Origin of the sequence: Actinomycetospora sp. NBRC 106378 (assembly GCF_030269685.1) — a bacterium.
Taxonomy (GTDB): Bacteria; Actinomycetota; Actinomycetes; order Mycobacteriales; family Pseudonocardiaceae; genus Actinomycetospora.
Map to the genome: position 1 here is coordinate 567,532 of NZ_BSTT01000001.1, position 19,480 is coordinate 587,011.

Here is a 19,480-nt window from a genome sequence, read left to right on the forward strand (position 1 = left end):
GTCACCGCCGGCGTGCCTTCGTCTTGCGCGGGGGCGGCAGGGCGCCCTCCGCGCGCAGCTTGTCGGCGTGGGCGGCGAGCGCCTCCACCAGCGCCGGGACCTCGGCGATCTCGGGCTTCACGTCGACGCGCAGGCCGAACTCGACCGCGGTCTCGGCCGTCTTCGGGCCGATGCACGCGACGATCGTGCGGGCGTGCGGCTTGCCGGCGATCCCGACGAGGTTGCGCACCGTGGACGACGAGGTGAAGCACACCGCGTCGAAGCCGCCGGTCTTGATCGCCTCGCGGGTCGGCGCGGGCGGCGGCGCGGCGCGCACCGTGCGGTACGCGGTCACGTCGTCGATCTCCCAGCCGCGCGCCTGCAGGCCCTCGGCGAGGGTCTCGGTCGCGATGTCGGCCCGCGGGAGCAGCACGCGGTCGACCGGGTCGAGGATGTCGTCGTGCGGCGGGAAGATCTCGAGCAGGCCCTCGGAGGACTGCTCGGTCTGCTCGGCCGGCACGAGCTCGGGGTGCACCCCGAACGCGCGGATCGCCGAGGCGGTGGCCTCGCCGACACAGGCGATCTTCACGCCGGAGAAGGCACGGGCGTCGAGGCCGAACTCCTGGAACTTCTCCCAGACCGCGCGGACGGCGTTCTGCGAGGTGAACACCACCCACTGGTAGCGCCCGTCGACCAGGCCCTTGACCGCGCGCTCCATCTGCGCGGGTGAACGCGGCGGCTCCACCGCGATCGTCGGGACCTCCTCGGGCACCGCGCCGTGGACGCGCAGCCGGTCGCTCATCGCGCCGGCCTGGTCCTTCGTGCGGGGCACGAGCACGCGCCAGCCGTAGAGCGAGCGCGACTCCCACCACGACAGCGCGGCGCGGTCACCCGCGGCCTCGCCGATGGTGACGGTCAGCGGGCCCTCGAGGTCGGCGCCGTCGGCCGCCAGCTTGTCCACCGAGGAGGTGACGGTCTTCTGCTTGGACTCGGTGCCCTGCGCGGTGACCAGCGCCGGGGTCTCGGGCTTCCAGCCGTTCTCGACCAGCGACGCCGACGTCGACGCGAGGTCGGCGGCGGTCGCGGTGAGCACGAGCGGACCGGGCGCGACGGCGAGCGTGGTCCAGTCGAGACCGCCGCGGACGTCCGCGGCGGTGTGGGCCGAGCCGAGCGCGACACCGGCGTAGGCCGGGACGGCGGTGCTCGCGGGCATCCCGGGCACGACGTCGAACGGCACGCCCGCCGTTGCGATCGCCTTGACCTCGGTGATGACGGTCTCGCGGGTCAGCGGGTCGCCGCCGACCAGGCGGACGACCGACTCGCCCTCGCGGGCGCGGGTCACGAGGTGCTCGGCCAGGGCGGCCGGGTCCTCGGGCAGCGGCGCGGCGATCTCGGCGCCCTCGGCGAGGGAGCCCGCGGCGTCGTCGCCCAGCGGCGACACCTCGGCGTCGGCGCCGACGTGGCGCACCGTCACAGTGCCCTCGGGTCGGCCCTCGTCGAGCGACTCGACGATCTCGGCCGGCACGCCCGGGTCCGCCACGACGTAGGTCGCGGAGGACAGCGCCTCGCGGGCTCGGACGGTGAGCAGGCCGGGGTCACCGGGCCCGCTGCCGACGAACGCGACGCGGCCGGCGGTGGTGGAGGGGGGTGCGGTCATGTCGTTGTCTCGTCCTTATCCGTCTTCTTCACTGCGTCGGGGGGTCACGGCGTCTGCGCGCCGCGCGGCTCCGCCCCGTCGGCGAGCAGCTCGGCGGCCAGCGACCGCCCGATCTGCTCGGCATCCTTCGTCTCTCCCGTGGCCGAGTTGCGCACCGGCGCACCCTCGGCCGTGGTGGCGAACGCGCGCAGGGACAGCCTCTCCACGATGCGTCCGTCGTCGTCCAGATCCTCGACGATGTCGGCGAGTGCACCGATGGGGGCGCTGCACGGTGATCCGAGCTCCTGCAGCACCGCCCGTTCGGCCGATACCGCGGTGAACGTCGACTCGTCGTGCAGGGTCGCCCGCAGGAACGTCTCCAGGTCGGTGTCCGCCGCGCGGCACTCCACCGCGAGCGCGCCCTGCGCGGGCGCGGGCAGCATCTGCAGCGGGTCGAGGACCTCGGTGGCCTCGCCCGCTCGACCGATCCGCGCCAGGCCCGCCCGCGCGAGGATCACGCCGTCGACCTCGCCGTCGGTGACCTTGCGGATGCGGGTCTCGACGTTGCCGCGGATCCCGACGACCTCGAGGCCCAGCCCGAGCGCGTCGAGCTGCGCGGTCCGCCGCGGCGAGCCGGTGCCGATGACCGAGCCGGGAGGCAGCTCGCCCAGCACCATCTGGTCGCGGGCGACGAGCACGTCGCGCGGGTCGGCCCGCACCGGGACCGCCGCGAGGACGACCCCGGACAGACCCGCCGTCGGGAGGTCCTTGTACGAGTGCACCGCGACGTCGATGCGCTCGGAGAGCAGCGCGTCGCGCAGCGCCGAGGTGAACACCCCGACGCCCGACCCGGCGAGCGGGATGTTGGCGGCCTGCGTGCGGTCGCCGTCGGTGGAGACGTGCACGATCTCCACCGTCGCGCCGGCGGCGGTGAGCGCGTCGGCGACGGTCTGGGTCTGGGTGCGGGCGAGCAGGCTCGCCCGGGTCCCGATGCGGATCGTCCCCAGGTCCGGGGCCGTCACCGCTGCGCCTCCCCGAACGCCGGGGTCGAGCTCCGCTGCGCCGCGTCTCCCGCACTGCGCGCGGCCAGGGCCTGGTCGACCTCGAGGCCCTCGAGGTGCGAGGACTCGCTCGTCACGATCTCCGCGACCGGACCCGAGGTGACCGCGGCGGGCGCCTGCGGGTCGAGCTCGAACAGCTCGCGCAGCGCCTCGGCGTAGGTGTCCCCGCCCGGGGACTGGGCCAGCCGCTTCACCTGCACGGTCGGCGTGTGCAGCAGCTTGTCGACCACGCGGCGCACGGTCTTCGCGACCTCGCCCCGGACGTCGGCCTCCAGGCCCGGCAGCCGGCCGTCGAGGCGCAGCAGCTCGGCGTCGACCACCTCGGCCGCGCGTCGGCGCAGGGCGGTGACGGTGGGGGTGACCTCGGCGGAGCGCTGCGCGGCCAGATAGGCGCGCACCTCGTCCTCGACCAGCGCCCGGGTGGTCGCGACGGCGTGGCCGGCCGCGGCGTCGCGCAGCCGGTCGGCGAGGGTCGCGAGATCCACGAGCGTCACGCCCGGGAGGTCGGCGACCTCCGGGGCCACGTCGCGGGGCAGCCCCAGGTCGCAGACGACGAGCGCCCGGTCGGTCCGCGGCCGTGCCGCGCGGACGGTCTCCAGGTCGACCACGGTGCCGATGGCGCCGGTGGACACCATGACGATGTCGGCGGTGGCGAGCGCGGGTCCGAGGCCGTCGAGCCCGACCGCGCGGGCCGGGGTGCCCTCGGCGGCGGTGATCTCGGCGAGCCGCTCGGCGCGCTCCGGGGTGCGGTTGGCCACGACGACCTCGCCGATGCCCCGGCGGCGCAGTGCCGCGGAGGACAGACCGCCCATCGAGCCGGACCCGACGACGAGCGCCCGGCGGCCGACGAGGCCGCCCAGGGCGGTCTCGGCGTCGTCGAGGGCCTCGGTGACGACGGAGGCGCCGGCAGCGTCGATGCCGGTCTCGCTCTGCACGCGCTTGCCGACCCGCAGCGCCTGCTGCGCGACCTCGTGCAGGACGGTGCCCACGGTGCCGAGCTCGCGGGCCGTCGAGTACGCGGCGCGCAGCTGGCCGAGGATCTGGGCCTCGCCCACGACCATCGAGTCCAGCCCGGCCGCGACCGAGAAGAGGTGCTCGACCGCGGACCCGGCGTAGTGCACGTAGAGGTGGTCGGTGAGGTCCGACACGTCGGCCTGCGCGTGCCGGGCGAGGACGCCGGAGACCTCGGTCAACCCGCCGTGGAAGGTCTCGACCACCGCGTAGATCTCGATGCGGTTGCACGTCGAGAGGACCACGGCCTCGGAGACGTACTCACCGCTGATGAGCTCGTCGAGGACCTTGGCCGTGTCCTCGCCGGAGATCGCGACCTGCTCCAGCACCGACACCGGCGCCGTGCGGTGCGACACACCCACGAGCAACAGACTCATCGGAACACCTTTCCCGTCGCTTCGCGGCCTGCGGCCGCAGCGCTGCCGTCGTGGCGGGAGACGTGGAACGCCAGGATCTGCATCTCCACCGCCAGGTCGACCTTGCGCACCTCGACGCCCGCCGGGACGGACAGCACGGTGGGGGCGAAGTTCAGGATGCTGGACACCCCGGCCCCCACCAGCGCGTCGCAGACCTGCTGCGCCGCGCCCGCGGGCGTCGCGATCACTCCGATGGTCACCCCTCGGGAGGCGCACACGGACGGGATCTCCGCCACGTCCAGCACCTCCACCCCACCGATCGTCGTCCCCACCAGGGCCGGGTCGACGTCGAACAACGCTGCCACCCCAAAGCCCCGCTGCGCGAATCCGCCGTAGCCGGCGAGCGCGTGACCCAGGTTCCCGACCCCGACCAGCGCCACCGCGTGCGACCGGGTGAGACCGAGCACGGACTCCACCTGCTCGGTGAGTCGGGGGACGTCGTACCCGACCCCGCGCACCCCGGACGAGCCGATGTGCGAGAGGTCCTTGCGCAGCTTCGCGGCGTTCACCCCGGCCGCCGCGGCGAGCACGTCCGAGGAGACCGTGCGCACACCCTGGCCGAGCATCTCGGTGAGCACGCGCAGGTAGACGGCGAGGCGGGCGACCGTGGCCTGCGGGATGCGCTCGGGGTCGACGACGCGAGTCGGAGCAGGGCGCGACACGCCCCCGTCCACCGTCACGCCGGGAGCCTCCCTGCCCGCACCACACGTACCGCTCGCCGGCACCGTTCCGCTGTCACCCGAGGGTACCGTTCGTGAACGCACGCACAAAGTCGCTGGTCACGAGCGCGACGTGGGTTTCTCACACCGCGGTGACCGCGACAGTGTGCCAGCCCGTCGCGCCGTCGGGGATCGACAGGGCCTCGACGCCCGTCTGGACCGCTCCCGTGCGGTCGACGGCCCGCACCCGCAGCTGGTGGGCGCCGGGGGCGAGCGTGAGCGGCAGCCGCCACATCCGCCAGGAGTCCACGGAGGGCTCCGCGGCGAGCTGGGCGGGCTGCCAGGGCCCGCCGTCGACCGAGAGCTCCACCCCGGTGATTCCGGTGTGCTGGGCCCACGCGACCCCGGCCGCCACGGTCCGGCCGGCCGGCACGGTGGCCCCGTCGCGCGGCACGTCGATGCGCGAGGAGGTCTTGACCGGGCCGAACTTCCCCCAGCCGCGCTGCTCCCAGTAGGAGGTGAACGCGTCGAACGTGGTCACCTCGATGTCGGTGATCCACTTGGTCGCGGAGACGTAGCCGTAGAGGCCGGGCACCACCATGCGGACCGGGAAGCCGTGCTCCACCGGCAGCGGGGCGCCGTCGAGCCCGATCGCGAGCATGGCGTTGCGCCCGTCGGTGAGCGGGCCGAGCGGGGTGTTGGCGTTCCAGCCGTCGGCCGAGGTCGAGGCGATCTGCTCGGCGCCCGGCCGCACGCCCGCGAGCGCGAGCACGTCGCGCATCGGGACCCCGAGCCAGCGGCCGTTCGAGATCAGCGTGCCGCCGACCTCGTTCGAGACGCACGTCAGCGTCACCGGCGCCTCGATGAGCCGCATCGAGCGGAGCTGGTCGAACGACAGCGTGACCTCGCGGTCGACCATGCCGTGGACCTTGAGCGACCAGTCGCCCGTCGAGATCCGCGGCACCGAGAGCGCGGTGTCGATGCGGTAGAAGTCGGCGGCGGGGGTGAGCCACGGCGGGGTGCCGTCGGCCACGAAGTCCGCGTCGACCGGGACCGGCGCCGCGGCCGGGGCCGGCGGCAGCGTCACCGAGGCGGGACCCGCAGCAGAGTCGTTCACGAGCCGCCCGACGGTGCCGGCGGCGAGCGCTCCGACGGCGGTCACACCGGCCGTCGTCAGGAACCGCTTGCGGGTCACGGCCCCCGCGGGGGACGTCTCCCCGCCCTCGGTGGCCGGCGCGACGGCGAGGCCGTGCAGCCACCGCCACACCACGACGCCGACGAGCAGCGCGACGACGGGCGGGACGAGGTCGAACGGGGCGAAGGTCGGCCCGGTCACCGTGGCCAGGAGCGCGAGCAGCCCCATCCCGACGACGAGCACGAGGCCCGGGCGCGGGTCGCGGCGCGAGGCGAGCCCGGCCAGGACCGTGACCGCCACGATCACGACGGACATCCCGACGAGCAGCGCGACCTTGTCGTAGGTGCCGAACCACGCGATCGCGGTCTCCTTCAGCCACTCGGGCGTCAGGCGGATCGCGCCCTGCCCGACGGCCAGGAACGGCGACGCGGCGGGCGAGACGAGCGCCGCGACGAGCTCGCCGAGCCCGATCGACGCCGCCACCGCGAGCACGGCCGCGAGGACCGTGCGACCACCCCGTGGTCCCGGGTCGAGCGCCGGCGGGATCGAGGACCGGTCGGCGGTGGGGGTCGCCATGGGGTAGGGGCTCCTGTCTCGCGACGTGGACGGCACGTGCGATTCGGTTGTCCACGCCCGGACGGTTCACCCGCCCGCCCGACCGGCGGCTACGACGTCAGCGCGTCGAGCCCGAGCGGGGCGCCCGCGGCGCTCGGCGTGGCCCCCGTGGGCCGGCCGAGGAGGAACGCGGCGGTGGCGCCGTGCATCGCGCTCACCGGCGCGAGGGTCGCCGCCAGCGCCGCGGCGCCCGGGTCGGTGAACTCCGCGGCGCGGGCAGCGACGGTGCCGCCGGTCATGGCCTCGACGTCGACCGCGAGCGCCAGCAGGTCGGTGGGCGCGGCGGCGCGGCCGAGCGCGGCACGCCGGTCGCTCTCCACGGTGAGCGGCGTGCCGGTCACGGCGGGCGCGCCGGCGGCGGTCAGCAACGCGTTCCAGGCGGCGGCGTGCTCGGTGTGCTGGGCGCCCGCACCGGAGAGGAAGGTCGTGACCACCCCGGGCACCTGCCCGAGCCGGCCGTCCCCCGCCGCCAGCACGGCGCCCGAGTAGAGGCTCGCGGCGAGCGCGGACGTCGCGGCGCACAGCGCCACCCCCCGCTGGTCACCGACGTAGGGCACGCGGGCGGACGTGGTGGGAGTCGGCGCGGGGCTCCCGGGCGACGCCGAGGGGGTGCCCGCCGGCGGATCGTCGGAGCAGGCCGCCAGCGCGCCCACCCCGAGGAGGCCGGCCGCCGACCCGAGCAGCACCCGTCGTCGGGACAGCACGAAGCCCATCAGTTGCCCTCCTCGGGCGGCGCGGCCTTCGCGGTGGGGAAGCGGGTGTCGGGGAAGCCGACCGTACCGATCCCGCCCGGCAGCGAGGCGAGGTCCGGCGGCGCGACGACGAGGTCGGCGCGGCCGGCCGAGAGCAGCGAGTTGACCATCAGCAGGGTCGCCTTGCGGGCCGCGGACTCCGAACCCACCCGCAGGGCGAGCGCCCGCAGCGCGGGGGTGGACAGGCCCGCCGCGTCGGTGACGAGGGTCTGCGCGAGGACGTCCTCGAGGGTGAGGACGAGGCCGACGACGTCGGCCGGCGTGCGCACCGTGGGCAGGGCGGCGTCGACCACCGGGCCGTACGCCGGGTCGGGCGCGGTCTGCGCGCGGCCGCCGGCGCCGGTGGTCGCCGCGGTGAGGGCGGACCGGGCGTCGCCGAGCTCCACGACCGCCGCGGCGAGCAGGTCGCGCACCAGCGGCACGGCCGTGGCGCCGCCGCCCGCCGTGTTGGTCTGCAGGGTCCGGTAGGTCGACTGCGCGAGCACGACCAGCGCGGTCGCCGTGCGCAGCGCCGCGACGTCGTCGCCGGCGGTCTGGGCGCCGATCCCGCGGGGGTTCACGCGAGGGCCCGGCGCAGGTCGTCGGGCTCGACGCGCCACGAGGCCAGCTCCTCGCCGTCGACGAGCACCACCGGGACGCGGTCGCCGAACTCGCCGCGCAGCTCCGGGTCCGCCGCCGGGGCGTCCACGTCCACCGTCTCCCAGTCCTCCCCGACCTGCTCGCACACGGCGCGGACGACGAGCGCCATCCGGTCGCACGTCCGGCAGTCCGCGCGGACCAGCACCGTCACCCGGACGGGGTCGGACGACTTCGGAACCGACTCTGACAACCCGGATCCCTCCTGCTCGCGTGTCGTGGAGTCTGGCAGACCCGCGCCGACCGCCGACGGCGCGGTCCGGACCTCTCACCGCAGGTCAAGGGCATGTCAACGAGCCTCGTGCGGGTGGGTGGCGCTCCGGTGACGAGGGCCTCCGCGCCGCACGTATGCTCCGTCCCCAGCGTGGTCACGGGACGGTCTCGGTCTGGCAACCGGGAGGCGCGTGGCCGCGCAGGAGGAAGCGAGTGGTCGTCCAGCGAGGGAGAACGCCTTGTCCGCTGTCGTCGGCGTCGGCGTGACGACGGGGCCCGTGTGCGCCCCCGTCGCGCCCGCGGCCAGCGATGGTCGAGCCCCGCTCCGCGACGTCCCCGGCGCCGACGGTCGAGCTCTGCTCCGCGGCGTCTCCGGCGCCGACGGTCGAGCTCTGCTCCGCGGCGTCTCCGGCGGAGCGCGATGACGGCTGGTGCCGGCGGGACCCCACCCGAGCCCGGCCCCGGGCGCCGCGACCGTGTCGTGCGCTCCGGCCGGGGCTCGCTGACCGACACCCCGCCCGAGCCGCTGGGCGCCTACCCCGGTGGCGCGCCGGAGCAGGGGTTCGCCGCGGCCTACCCCGAGCAGCGCGGGCGCGACGGCGGCCGTCCGCCCGGCCCGCACCCGATGGACCACCCCTCGCACCCCGACCTGCCGCGCATCGCCGGACACCCGGCGCCGATGCGCCAGGCGCCGCCGCCCGGAGGGCCCGCCCCGACGCGGCCGGGTCCTGGTCACCCGCCGCCTCCGCCGCCTCCCCCGCGGCCGGGAGCCCCCGGTCCGGGACCCGCGACCGGGCCCGCGGCGCCGACCGGTCCCGTCCCCGTACCGCAGGTCCACCCGGCGACGACCCCGCTGCCGGCACCGGCCGAACCCGTGGGCGACGGACCGGACGGCCCCGACACCAGTGACGAGGTCGACCAGTCCGAGCTGGAGCAGGTCGGGCTGGACCAGGCCGACGAGTCGGTCGCCGACGGGTGGGCGCTGGTACGCCGCACCCAGGACGGTGACGTCGACGCGTTCGGCACGCTCTTCGACCGCTACCACGACGTGGTCTTCCGCTTCGTCTTCTACCGGCTGGGCGACCGCGGCGTGGCCGAGGACCTCACCCAGGAGACGTTCGTCCGGGCGTTCCGGCGCATCGCGTCCGTGAGCTACCAGGGTCGCGACATCGGCGCCTGGTTCGTGACGATCGCCCGCAACCTGGTCCTCGACCACGTGAAGTCGAGTCGCTACCGACTCGAACAGGCCACGCCCGAGATCACCGACGTCGCACCCGACCAGCACCGGCCCGGGCCGGAGAGCGAGGTCATCGCGGGCGCCACCCACGAGGAGCTCCTGCGCTGCGTCGCGAAGCTCGGCGACGACCAGCAGGAGTGCATCACCCTCCGGTTCCTCCAGGGGCTCTCGGTGTCCGAGACCGCGCACATCATGGGACGCAACGAGGGGGCGGTGAAGGCGCTGCAACACCGTGCGGTGCGCCGCCTCGCTCAACTGCTCCCTGAGGGTTTGCGGTGAGTGACAACGATGTAGTTCCACCCGTCGGCGTGGAGGACGTAACCGGTCGCCTATCCGGTCGTTCCGATAGACGACGGGTACGGCACGTGCCGGAGGGCACGGGCGCACGATGAGGACGGACGACATGTCGAGCGGTCGCGAGGGGGCAGACGAGCGGTTCGCCGCTGCCTGGGACGAGCAGGTGCGCGCACGCGCCACCGGCCGCCCGGCGCATGCCACACCGCCGTTCAGCGATCACGGTCCCGGTCACGGCGGTAACGATTCAGGGGTCCCCGGACGAAACCGGGCCGTGGACACCGACCTCGCCGACGATCTCCGGATCGCCGACCTGCTCCGTGACGTCGCGGCGGCCACCCCCGGCCCCGACGCGGCGGCCTCGTCCCGCATGCGCGCCTCGGTCATGGCGGCCATCACCGAGCAGGCCCCGCCGACCGGTGGCGCGCCCACCCGCTCGATCTCGGCCGTGGAGACCCCGGCCCGTCCCTCGCACGGCCGCCGTCGGGCCGACCGCCGCGGGGCGACCCGTCCGGCCGACCGCCGCCCCACCTCCGCGACCGGCTCGACCGGCCCCGCCCGCTCCGCGATGCGTCGGCTGATGTCCACCACGGTCGCGGGCGTCGCCTGCATCCTCGCGCTCGGCGCGCTCACCGTGCTGCTGTCCCGCGGTTCGCTGCCCGGCGACATGCTCTACGGCCTCAAGCGGGCCTCGGAGTCCGCCGAGATCGGTCTCACCTCCGGCCAGGAGGCGAAGGGCCAGAAGCACCTCGACATCGCCGCGCTCCGGCTCGACGAGATCCAGGAGCTGATCCAGCGCGACGCGGCCACCGCCGCGGGCCCCCGCCCGACCGCCGCCGGCCTCGACGACGCGGACGCCGCCCTCGTGGCGGACAACCTGCGGGCCTTCGACCAGCAGGCCCGCACCGGCTCCAAGCTCCTGCTCGGGCTCGTCAACCGCCCGTCCGGTCCGTCCGCGGGCACGCTCTCGTCCTGGGCCGCGCAGCAGCAGCAGACGTTCGACACCTTCTCGCCGTCGCTGTCCCCGGAGGGCCGCGAGCAGGCCGCCTCCTCGCAGCGCCTGCTCACCCAGCTGCAGAGCCGGGCCGCCGCCTTCGAGGCCGACCCCGGCTGCAGCGCCGGGACGTCCGACGAGCTCGGCCCGGTCCCCTCGGAGACCTGCCGCGCCGCGCGCCCGGGCTCGACCAGCCCGACGACCGCGCCGGAGACCTCGTCCTCGACGGCTTCGTCGACCACCCGGGCGACCACCTCCACCGAGCCGACCACAACGACGACGGGCACGGACTCCACCCGCGCCTCGAGCTCGCCGTCGGGAAGCACCCCCACCACCACGAGCACCCCCGCCCCGGTGAACGTGCCGGTGCCGGTGCCCGGCCTGCCGAAGGTCGAGCTGCCGCCGCTGCTGCCCGGTCTGCCCGGTCTCTCGCTCGGCTGAGTCGGCACGTCCGGTCGACCACTAGGGTTGGTCGGACAACGACCGGCCGGTGAGCGGGAGGGTGCAGGCGGTGGGACGACGGCGTGACCGCCAGGCCTCGGACGCGGAGTTCGAGGCCCTGGACCCCTCCTCGCTCGCCGCGTCGGGCATCGCGGACGGCGTGGCCGCGCGGGACGCCGGCGCCGCCGCGGCGGCTGCGGCCGACACCGAGGGTCCGGTCACCCCGAGCGTCCCGCCGGACCTCACCGCCGCTGCATTCTTCGACGTCGACAACACGATGATGATGGGCGCGTCGATCTTCCACTTCGCCCGCGGGCTCGCGGCGCGGAACTTCTTCTCCGGCGCGGACCTGCGCGGCTTCGTCTGGCAGCAGCTCAAGTTCCGCCTGGGTGGCGAGGGCACGCCCGAGGACATCCGCCAGCACCGCGAGGCCGCCCTGTCGTTCGTCGCCGGCCGCCAGGTGTCCGAGCTGGTCGAGCTCGGCGAGGAGATCTACGACGAGCTGATGGCCGACCGCATCTGGGAGGGCACCCGCTCGCTCGCGCAGATGCACCTCGACGCGGGCCAGCGGGTCTGGCTCGTCACGGCGACGCCGCTCGAGCTCGCCGGGATCATCGCCCGTCGGCTGGGCCTCACCGGGGCGCTCGGCACGGTCGCGGAGCACGAGGACGGGGTCTACACCGGCCGCCTCGTCGGGGAGCTCCTGCACGGCCCCGCGAAGGCGCACGCCGTCCGGGCGCTCGCCGCGCGCGAGGGCCTCGACCTGCGTCGCTGCTCGGCCTACTCCGACAGCATCAACGACGCCCCGATGCTCTCCGTCGTGGGCACCGCCGTCGCCGTCAACCCCGACGCCGAGCTGCGGGCCCTGGCGCGCAGGAAGGGGTGGGAGATCCGCGACTTCCGCTCCGGGCGGAAGGTCGCCCGGATCGGGGTGCCGTCGGTGCTTGGCGCGGGCGCGGTCGCCGGCGCGGTCGCCGCCGGTGCTGCGTACCGCCGCCGGGGCTGAACACAGCTCCCCGCTCCGCCCTTCGAGGTGCACACCAGGCAGGTCCGGGAGCCCCTCGGCCTGCCTCACGTCACCCTCGCGAACGGCGTCGTCGCGCGAGGTGCACACCAGGCAGGTCCGGTCGCCCGGAAAGCTGCCTCACGTCACCCTCGCGGTCGGGCCGCCGTCCCCGGGCCTTCCCGACGGCGGGTCGGCGCGAGCCCGACGGCTCGCCCCCGGCGAGGTGCACACCAGGCAGGTCCGGGAGCCCCGAAAGCTGCCTCACGTCACCCTCGCGGTCGGGCCGGGCCCGACGCGGGCGTGCGGCCCGACGAGCCGGCCTCAGCCCAGGAACGCGTTCCGGCGCCCGGAGAGGAGCCGGTAGAGCGTCTGCTGGATGTTCTCGCGGACCTGGTCGGTCAGGTTGAACACGAGCATCGGGTCGTCCGCGGCACCGGGCTCGTACTCGTCGGTGCGGATCGGCTCGCCGAACTCGATGTACCACTTGGAGGGCAGCGGCACGAGGCCGAGCGGACCGAGGAGCGGCCAGGTCGGCGTGATGGGGAAGTACGGCACGCCGAGGAGGCGCGCGATCGGACCGAGGTCGCCGATCTTCGGGTAGATCTCCTCGGCCCCCACGATCGAGCACGGGATGATCGGGACGCCGGTGCGCAGGGCGGCCGAGACGAACCCGCCGCGGCCGAAGCGCTGCAGCTTGTACCGGTCGGCGTAGGCCTTGCCGATGCCCTTGAACCCCTCGGGCCACACCCCGACGAGCTCGCCGTCGCCCAGCAGGGCCTCGGCGTCCGGGCTGCAGGCGAGGGTGTGCCCGGCCTTGCGGGCCAGGGCACCCGCGCCCGGCAGGCCGAAGACGAGGTCGGCGGCGAGCATGCGCAGGTTGCGGGGGGTGGGGAGGTCGTCGTGGGTGGCGACCACCGTCATCAGGGCGTCCAGCGGCAGCGTCCCGGAGTGGTTGGCCACCAGCAGCGCGCCGCCCTCGGCGGGCACGTTCTCCACGCCGATCGTCTCCACGCGGAACCAGCGCTCGTAGAGCGGGCGCAGCGTGGGGAGGATGACGTTCTCGTTGAGGTCGGGGTCGAACCCGAACTCGTCGACGGTGTACCGGCCGGCGAGGCGTCGCCGCAGGAACGCCGCCACCTCGGTGACCGTGCGCTCCAGCTCCGAGGGCCCCGACGGGGCCGGGACTGCCGGCAGGGACGCCGCCGGGGTCTCCTCGGGTTCCGGGGGCGTCTCCGCCGGCGGCGGCACGAGGCTGCGCCGACGCGGGGTCGGCCGGGGCCGCGGGCGCCCGCCCGGACCGTGCAGCGGGATGACGTCCGCCTCGCCCATGGGGTCGTTCCTCCTGCTGCTCACGTGAATCCCCTAGCGCACCGGTGCGAGAGCGGGCGTCTGGTCCTGCGCGGCCTCGAGCGCCGCCGGTTCCTCGCCGCGGATCCGCGCGGGGAGGTAGTGCGCGGCACCGCGGGCGATCGACTCGCCGACACCCACGACGCGGTCGGTGTCGACGACGGGTCGCAGGGCCCGCCCGGCCACGAAGTCGTCGAAGGCCTGCACGGTCGTCCACCGCGGCTCGAACCCGAACTCGGTCTTGAGCTTCGTCGTGTCGACGACGCGACCGTAGTTGAGCAGGCGCATCTGCTCGGGTGAGAAGTCCACGAGCCGGGCGCGGCGGGTCACCCGCCCGACCCACGGAACGAGCGGCTCGGGGATCGGCAGCGCCACCCGGCCGGCGCGCCGGATCGCCTGCGACAGCATCAGCACGCCGTCCGCGCCGACGTTGAACACGCCGGGGAGGTCGTGCGTGGTGGCCCGTTCGAGCACCGCGACCGCGTCCTCGTGGTGCAGCAGCTGCACCCGGGCGTCGAAGCCGAGCACCATCGGGACCACGGGAAGCGCGAAGTAGTGCGCGAAGGCGGTGTCGGCCCGCGGGCCGATGAAGTTGACGAAGCGCAGCGTCGTCACCGGGATGTCGGGGCGGCGTCGGGAGAAGCTCCGGACGTAGCCCTCGATCTCGACGGCGTCCTTCGCGTACCCGCCGGGCGGCAGCGCCTTCGGCTCCGTGCTCTCGGTGAAGGTCGCCGGGTCACGCGGGCTGGCGCCGTACACGCTCGTCGTGGAGCGCACGACCAGCCGGCCGACGGTGTCCGACTTCTGGCACGCAGCGAGCAGCTGCATCGTGCCGATGACGTTCATCTCCATCATCATCGAGCGCCCGCCGGCGGCGGACGGGTGCCCGGACAACGACGCGTGCACGACCGTGTCGACCTTCGCGGTGCTGATGACCTTGCCGATCAGCGGGTTGCGGATGTCGACGCGGACGAACTCGGCCCGGCCCATCCGGCGGCGCGTGTCGCGACTCGGCGGGGTGGTGTCCACCCCGAGCACGCGGTCGATCGACGGGTCCGCCGCGAGCCGTGCCGCCAGGTCGCCGCCGAGCTGGCGGCTCACGCCGGTGACGAGGACGACGGACGGCGGCATGGCTCTCCCGGACGGGGCTGGCGGTGTCGGAGGCGACCCTCGGCTCAGCCCCGGCCGGGGCCGATCACTTGCCGAGCTTGCGACGCTGCACGCGGGTCTTACGCAGCAGCTTACGGTGCTTCTTCTTCGACATCCGCTTACGACGCTTCTTGATGACCGAGCCCATACGGGTTCCCTTTCGCTACTACCTGTCGTGGAGAGCCGGGGCGTCAGGCCCCCGAGCGCAAGGCTCCACCGTACCGGTGACCCGGGCGGCGACGATGCACCGCCCGGGTCCCGGGGTCCTAGCCGGCGTCGATGTACGAGCCCCGGAGGTACTCGTGGACGGCCTCCTCCGGCACACGGAAGCTGCGGCCGACGCGGACCGCCGGCAGCTCGCCGTTGTGCACCAGTCGGTACACCGTCATCTTCGACACCCGCATGGTGGCGGCGACCTCGGCCACGGTCAGGAACTGCACCCGCGAGAGGTCGCCCTCTTCCCTCCGCCCTGCGGCGGCGTTCTGCGGCATGGTGAACCGCCTTCCGAGCACCCGTCGTGCCGCCGGTCTTCCCCTCCGGCGGTTCGACACGCACGTGCTGATCGGAGAGTAGCGAGACGCGTGTGACGGATGAATCGCTCGACGTGATGGTGCGGTGGCCGTCATCCCCTGCGCGTCAAGCGCACACGCCGCGCGTTAGGCGCACCGGACCCTCACGACGAGCGGTCGGTCCCGTACGCCGAACCCAGCGCCTGCGACCGGTCACGGCACGCCTCGACCGCGTCCGCGAACGCCGCGCGCAGGCCGTGCGCCTCCAGGACGCGCAGCGCCTGGGCCGTCGTGCCGCCCGGCGAGGTCACGGCCTCGCGGAGCAGCGACGGGTGGTTGCCGGGCTCGGTGAGCAGACCGCCCGCGCCGTCCACCGTCGCGGCGACCAGCTCGGTCGCGGTCGGCCGCGGCAGGCCGAGCGCCACGCCCGCCTCGATCATCGCCTCGGCGACCAGGAACAGGTACGCGGGGCCGGAGCCCGAGAGCGCCGTCGCCGCGTCCTGCTGCGCCTCCGGGACGCGGACCGTGCGGCCCACGCTGCGCAGCAGCTCCTCCGCCGCGTCGAGCGCCGCGTCGTCGGCGTGCGTCCCCGGCGAGAGCACGCACATCGCGCGCCCGACGAGCATCGGGGTGTTCGGCATGACCCGCACGACCGGCGTGCCCGCCGGTAGCCAGGCCTCCAGCGCCGACGTCGGGATGCCCGCCGCGAGGGACACGACCAGGCGGTCCCGTCCCCCCTCGACGGCGCCGAGCACGCCCTGCACGTCCTGCGGCTTCACCGCGACGACGAGCACGTCGGCCCGGGCGGCGGCGTCGGCGGCGTCGGTGGCGGTGATCCCGAGGCGCGCGGTCAGGTCCTCGGCCCGCGCGCCGTCGCGCTCCACGACCAGCAGCGACCCGACGTCGTGCCCCGCCGTGACGAGGCCACCCAGCAGGGCCTCACCGATCCGTCCGCCCCCGAGCACCGCCACCGTCGTCATGCTCCGCAGTCTTCCCGACGCCGGGTCCGGTCCCGACGGGCGGCGCCCGCCGGCTCCGTCGTCGTGGCGCGCTGCTGACGTCCGGCGTCAGCCGTGGGCCACCGCTGACGAGCGGGACCCCGCCCTCAGGCGCGCGACCGCGGCGAGCGCGAGCCCAGGTGGAGGCGGGCGAACAGCAGCGACTCGGCGAGCGCGTCGAGCCGCTCGTTGCGGGTCCGGGCCCGCCGGGTGGAGATCTCGACGACCACGGTCCCGTCGAAGCCGGTCAGCGCGAGCCGCCGCAGCACGTCCGCGCAGGGCTGGTTGCCGCGTCCGGGCACGAGGTGCTCGTCGTGGGTCTCGCCGGTGCCGTCGGCGAGGTGGAGGTGGATCAACCGGTCGCCCATGCGCTCGAGCAGCGCGAACGCGTCGTCACCGGCGACGGCGGTGTGGGAGAGGTCGAGCGTGTAGTGCCGCGCGCCGGGCACCGTCGGGTCGTGGCCCGGCGTGTAGCTGGACACCCGCACCCGGCCGCGGCGCAGCGGGAACATGTTCTCCATCGCCACGCGGACGCCGTGGGCCCGCTCCAGCTCGTCGATCTGGCGCGCCAGGCCGGCGGCGTAGCGGCGCTGCCAGCGGAAGGGCGGGTGCAGCACGACGACGGGTGCGCCGAGGCCCGCGGCCAGCACGACGCTGCGACGGAGCCGTTCGGCCGGGTCGGCGCCCCACACCCGCTGGGTGATCGCGAGGCAGGGCGCGTGCACGGCGAGGACCGGCATCCCGGTGCGCTCGGCGTGGCGGGCGACGGTGCGCAGTTGGCGGGACTCCGGCTCGTTCCACACCATCAGCTCGACGCCGTCGTACCCGAGCTCCGCCGCGGCGTCGAAGCCCGCGGACATGGGCTCGGGGTAGACCGAGGCGGTCGAGAGCGCGACGGGGACCTGGGGACCGGTCGGGAGGATCAACGAGCGAGGAGGACGAACGCGGCCGGTGAGACGGTCACGACGAGGCCGACGACGATCGCGAGCGCCATCGTCTGCAGGTCGTCCGAGCGCCGCATGGCCCGCACCCCGAAGACCAGCCCACCGGTCGCGGCGGCTGCGAGGACCAGCGCGATCACCGGCTGCTGCTGCCACAGGAAGGAGAAGCCGATCCAGAGCAGCGCCCCGAGCACGGCCCCGACCACCAGCTGGGCCGCGATCACGGCCCACTCCCGGGCGGTGGGGCGCTCGGCGGGCTCGTCGTCGTACTCGTCGTCCCAGTCGTCGTCGTCCCGGTCGTCGAGCTGGTCGAGGTCCCGCTCGCGACCGAGACCCGCGGGAGCGTCGACCCGGGTCGCGTCCGGGCGCGCGGCCGGGGATGCGGCGGTGGGCGGACCACCGTCGGCGTCCGGGCGCGGCGTCGCCGTGGTCGGGGCCGAGGCAGCGCGGGAGACGGCCGGCCGGGCCTGCGTGGGCGCCGCCGACGGGGCCATCGGCGTGGCGGTGGTGGGCGCCTCGGGCGCGGCCGGGCGGGCCGCGGGCGTCACGGTGGTCGGGGCGGACGCGGCCGGCGCCGAGGGGGCGGCGGGCGCCCACGACTGCGGCGGCGGGCTCGCGGGCTGCGGACCGGACCCCGACGGCGGGCCGGACTGACGCGGGACCGCGGCGGGCGGCTGCGCGTAGGACGCGGGGCCCGACGGCGCGTACCCGTAGGACGACGCGCTGCCGTACGGGTCGGCGTAGGGCTCGGGCGCGGAGGACGACGAGCCGTAGCCCGACCCCGGCGCGGCGTACGGGTCGGATCCGTAGCCCGAGGCTCCGTAGCCCGACGATCCGTACCCCGACGTCCCGTAGCCCGACGCGTACCCGCCCGGGGACGAGCCGCCGCCGGCGTAGCCGCCCCCGCCGTAGGAACTACTGCCGCCGTAAGAACTGCCGCCGTAGGAACTGCCGCTGTAGCCGCCGTCGCCGGGACCACCGTCCGCGTACCCGTTCGACCCGTGGTCGGTCGATCCGTACCCGGAGGAGCCGTAGCCGGAGGAGGAGTAGCCGGCGGAGCCGTACCCGTCGTCGTAGGAGGAGCCGTAACCCGAGGACGACCCGTAACCCGAGGAGGAGTAGCCCGACGACGAGCCGTAGCCGGTGTCGTACCCGGAGGAGCCGTACCCGTCGTCGTACGAGGAGCCGTAGGACGAGCCGTAGGAGGGGCTCTGGCCGTAGGAGGAGCCGTACGAGGACGGGCCGGAGTCGTAGCCGCCGTAGGAGCGGTCCGGCGCCGCGTAGCCGGCGTCGCCGTAGGGGTCGCGCGGCTCGGGTTCGGGGGGCGGTGCGGGGGACGCCGAGCGCGACTCGGCACCGTAGGCGGCCAGCAGTTCCGCCACGCTGCGCTGAGCTCCCCGCGGAGGGGGTCCGTCGGTCGTCATCCGTTCCACCGTGCCGTGGTCGAGGTCGAGCGTCCAGTCGCAGCAGGACGACCGGTGGTGTACGTCCCGTCAGCGGCGAACGGGCCGCCCTCGAGGGGCACCTGGTCGAGCCGCCCGAGGATGACGCCCTCACGCAGGGCCCACGGACACACCTCGACCTCCTGGAGGCCGAGGGCGTCCATCGCCCCGCGCGCGACGATCGCGCCCGCCACCAGCTGGTGGGCCCGGGAGGCGCTGACACCCTCGAGCTCGGCGAGGTCCGCGGAGTCCATGCGGCTGATGAAGGCGACGACCTGCCGCAGGCCCGCCACCGTCAGCCGGCGCTCCACCCGGGGGCCCGCCGAGCGCGGCGCGGCCCCGGTCAGCCGGGCGAGCGAGCGGAAGGTCTTGGAGGTGACGACGGCGCGGTCGGGCGTCCCGCCCTCGAGCAGCGCCGCCGCCGCGGGGGCCACGGTGTCGTGGACGTACTCGGCGAGCGCGCGGGTCTCCTTGCGGTCGGGCGGGTCCGCCGCGAACCAGTCGCGGGTGAGCCGCCCCGCCCCGAGGGGCAGCGACAACGCGACGTCGGGCCGCTCGTCGCGCCCGACGGCCATCTCCAGCGAGCCGCCGCCGATGTCGAGGGAGAGCAACCGCCCGGCCGACCAGCCGAACCAGCGGCGCACGGCGAGGAAGGTGAGCGCGGCCTCGTCGGGCCCGGTGAGGACCTGGAGGTCGACGCCGGTCTCCTCCCGGACCCGGGAGAGGACCGCGTCGGAGTTGTCGGCGTCGCGCACCGCGGAGGTGGCGAAGGCCAGCAGGTCGTCGCAGCCGAGGGCCCGGGCCTCGCGGCGGGCCTCCGCGACCGCGGCGACCAACGCGTCCGCGCCCTTGCGCGAGAGCTGCCCGCCGACGACGTGCTCGGCGAGGCGCAGCGCGGTCTTGGTCGAGGACTGCGGGGTCGGGTGCGCACCACGGTGCGCGTCGACCACGAGGAGGTGAACGGTGTTCGACCCCACGTCGAGAACCCCGAGACGCACGACGACCAGCC

Annotated in this window: 19 protein-coding genes; 3 read left to right on the forward strand and 16 right to left on the reverse strand. The window is 75.3% G+C overall.

The annotated features are described in order from the left end of the window. Position 1 precedes the first annotated feature (1 nt). The 8 genes from QSK00_RS02795 to QSK00_RS02830 form a co-directional block, all read right to left on the reverse strand. Positions 2-1,636 carry a bifunctional uroporphyrinogen-III C-methyltransferase/uroporphyrinogen-III synthase gene (locus tag QSK00_RS02795; protein WP_285587239.1) on the reverse strand — a complete coding sequence of 545 codons (1,635 nt, stop codon included), beginning with the start codon at positions 1,634-1,636 and terminating at the stop codon, positions 2-4. Positions 1,637-1,680: 44 nt separating this feature from the next. Next, entirely contained in the window at positions 1,681-2,637 is a 957-nt protein-coding gene (hemC, locus tag QSK00_RS02800) for a hydroxymethylbilane synthase (RefSeq protein ID WP_285587240.1), read from the reverse strand. Beyond that, on the reverse strand, positions 2,634-4,064 hold the full coding sequence (locus QSK00_RS02805; protein WP_285587243.1) for a glutamyl-tRNA reductase: 1,431 nt from the start codon (positions 4,062-4,064) through the stop codon (positions 2,634-2,636). Before QSK00_RS02805 ends, hemC begins: the two co-directional genes overlap by 4 nt. Then, a complete protein-coding gene (locus QSK00_RS02810; RefSeq protein WP_285587246.1) occupies positions 4,061-4,783 on the reverse strand; it encodes a redox-sensing transcriptional repressor Rex in 723 nt (240 codons plus the stop codon). Before QSK00_RS02810 ends, QSK00_RS02805 begins: the two co-directional genes overlap by 4 nt. A gap of 121 nt (positions 4,784-4,904) precedes the next feature. Then, complete coding sequence (locus QSK00_RS02815; protein ID WP_285587249.1) at positions 4,905-6,473, reverse strand: molybdopterin-dependent oxidoreductase; 1,569 nt, start codon at positions 6,471-6,473, stop codon at positions 4,905-4,907. Between the two features lie 89 nt (positions 6,474-6,562). After that, on the reverse strand, positions 6,563-7,225 hold the full coding sequence (locus QSK00_RS02820; protein WP_285587251.1) for a ferritin-like domain-containing protein: 663 nt from the start codon (positions 7,223-7,225) through the stop codon (positions 6,563-6,565). Then, complete coding sequence (locus tag QSK00_RS02825) at positions 7,225-7,824, reverse strand: hypothetical protein (RefSeq protein WP_285587253.1); 600 nt, start codon at positions 7,822-7,824, stop codon at positions 7,225-7,227. Before QSK00_RS02825 ends, QSK00_RS02820 begins: the two co-directional genes overlap by 1 nt. Then, entirely contained in the window at positions 7,821-8,054 is a 234-nt protein-coding gene (locus QSK00_RS02830; protein WP_502872002.1) for a glutaredoxin family protein, read from the reverse strand. The genes QSK00_RS02825 and QSK00_RS02830 overlap by 4 nt, the downstream gene beginning before the upstream one ends. A gap of 987 nt (positions 8,055-9,041) precedes the next feature. On the opposite strand from QSK00_RS02830, the gene QSK00_RS02835 reads away from it, so the two are divergent. The 3 genes from QSK00_RS02835 (at position 9,042) to QSK00_RS02845 (ending at position 12,085) form a co-directional block, all read left to right on the forward strand. Then, a complete protein-coding gene (locus QSK00_RS02835; protein ID WP_502872009.1) occupies positions 9,042-9,629 on the forward strand; it encodes a sigma-70 family RNA polymerase sigma factor in 588 nt (195 codons plus the stop codon). A 289-nt stretch (positions 9,630-9,918) separates the two neighbouring features. Further along, positions 9,919-11,079, forward strand: coding sequence for a DUF5667 domain-containing protein (locus tag QSK00_RS02840; protein ID WP_285587255.1), 1,161 nt, complete (start codon positions 9,919-9,921; stop codon positions 11,077-11,079). A 118-nt stretch (positions 11,080-11,197) separates the two neighbouring features. Continuing rightward, the gene (locus tag QSK00_RS02845; RefSeq protein WP_285587936.1) at positions 11,198-12,085 is read left to right on the forward strand and encodes an HAD family hydrolase; all 888 of its coding nucleotides are present in this window, start codon (positions 11,198-11,200) and stop codon (positions 12,083-12,085) included. Positions 12,086-12,406: 321 nt separating this feature from the next. On the opposite strand, the gene QSK00_RS02850 is transcribed toward QSK00_RS02845, so the two are convergent. From QSK00_RS02850 to QSK00_RS02885, 8 genes are all read right to left on the reverse strand, one after another. Beyond that, positions 12,407-13,414: a lysophospholipid acyltransferase family protein gene (locus tag QSK00_RS02850; protein WP_285587257.1), complete on the reverse strand. Its 1,008-nt coding sequence runs from the start codon at positions 13,412-13,414 to the stop codon at positions 12,407-12,409. Between the two features lie 33 nt (positions 13,415-13,447). Beyond that, on the reverse strand, positions 13,448-14,563 hold the full coding sequence (locus tag QSK00_RS02855; protein WP_285587258.1) for an NAD-dependent epimerase/dehydratase family protein: 1,116 nt from the start codon (positions 14,561-14,563) through the stop codon (positions 13,448-13,450). A 64-nt stretch (positions 14,564-14,627) separates the two neighbouring features. After that, on the reverse strand, positions 14,628-14,729 hold the full coding sequence (locus QSK00_RS02860) for a 30S ribosomal protein bS22 (RefSeq protein ID WP_010241351.1): 102 nt from the start codon (positions 14,727-14,729) through the stop codon (positions 14,628-14,630). Between the two features lie 118 nt (positions 14,730-14,847). Then, the gene (locus QSK00_RS02865; RefSeq protein ID WP_285587297.1) at positions 14,848-15,072 is read right to left on the reverse strand and encodes a helix-turn-helix domain-containing protein; all 225 of its coding nucleotides are present in this window, start codon (positions 15,070-15,072) and stop codon (positions 14,848-14,850) included. A 182-nt stretch (positions 15,073-15,254) separates the two neighbouring features. Further along, the gene (gene proC / locus QSK00_RS02870; RefSeq protein ID WP_285587299.1) at positions 15,255-16,070 is read right to left on the reverse strand and encodes a pyrroline-5-carboxylate reductase; all 816 of its coding nucleotides are present in this window, start codon (positions 16,068-16,070) and stop codon (positions 15,255-15,257) included. A gap of 125 nt (positions 16,071-16,195) precedes the next feature. Then, entirely contained in the window at positions 16,196-17,014 is an 819-nt protein-coding gene (locus QSK00_RS02875) for a sugar phosphate isomerase/epimerase family protein (RefSeq protein ID WP_285587301.1), read from the reverse strand. Continuing rightward, entirely contained in the window at positions 17,011-18,411 is a 1,401-nt protein-coding gene (locus QSK00_RS02880; RefSeq protein ID WP_285587303.1) for an Rv0497 family membrane protein, read from the reverse strand. Before QSK00_RS02880 ends, QSK00_RS02875 begins: the two co-directional genes overlap by 4 nt. 38 nt (positions 18,412-18,449) lie before the next feature. Beyond that, positions 18,450-19,469, reverse strand: coding sequence for a Ppx/GppA family phosphatase (locus tag QSK00_RS02885; RefSeq protein ID WP_285587305.1), 1,020 nt, complete (start codon positions 19,467-19,469; stop codon positions 18,450-18,452). Between the last annotated feature and the right edge of the window lie 11 nt (positions 19,470-19,480).

What these genes read in the sequence shown, in the direction of transcription:
- QSK00_RS02795 (WP_285587239.1), bottom strand. Translation starts at nt 1,636, where the DNA reads ATGACCGCACCCCCCTCCACCACCGCCGGCCGCGTCGCGTTCGTCGGC.
- QSK00_RS02805 (WP_285587243.1), bottom strand. Translation starts at nt 4,064, where the DNA reads ATGAGTCTGTTGCTCGTGGGTGTGTCGCACCGCACGGCGCCGGTGTCG.
- QSK00_RS02815 (WP_285587249.1), bottom strand. Translation starts at nt 6,473, where the DNA reads ATGGCGACCCCCACCGCCGACCGGTCCTCGATCCCGCCGGCGCTCGAC.
- QSK00_RS02820 (WP_285587251.1), bottom strand. Translation starts at nt 7,225, where the DNA reads ATGGGCTTCGTGCTGTCCCGACGACGGGTGCTGCTCGGGTCGGCGGCC.
- QSK00_RS02850 (WP_285587257.1), bottom strand. Translation starts at nt 13,414, where the DNA reads ATGGGCGAGGCGGACGTCATCCCGCTGCACGGTCCGGGCGGGCGCCCG.
- QSK00_RS02855 (WP_285587258.1), bottom strand. Translation starts at nt 14,563, where the DNA reads ATGCCGCCGTCCGTCGTCCTCGTCACCGGCGTGAGCCGCCAGCTCGGC.
- QSK00_RS02860 (WP_010241351.1), bottom strand. Translation starts at nt 14,729, where the DNA reads ATGGGCTCGGTCATCAAGAAGCGTCGTAAGCGGATGTCGAAGAAGAAG.
- QSK00_RS02865 (WP_285587297.1), bottom strand. Translation starts at nt 15,072, where the DNA reads ATGCCGCAGAACGCCGCCGCAGGGCGGAGGGAAGAGGGCGACCTCTCG.
- proC (WP_285587299.1), bottom strand. Translation starts at nt 16,070, where the DNA reads ATGACGACGGTGGCGGTGCTCGGGGGCGGACGGATCGGTGAGGCCCTG.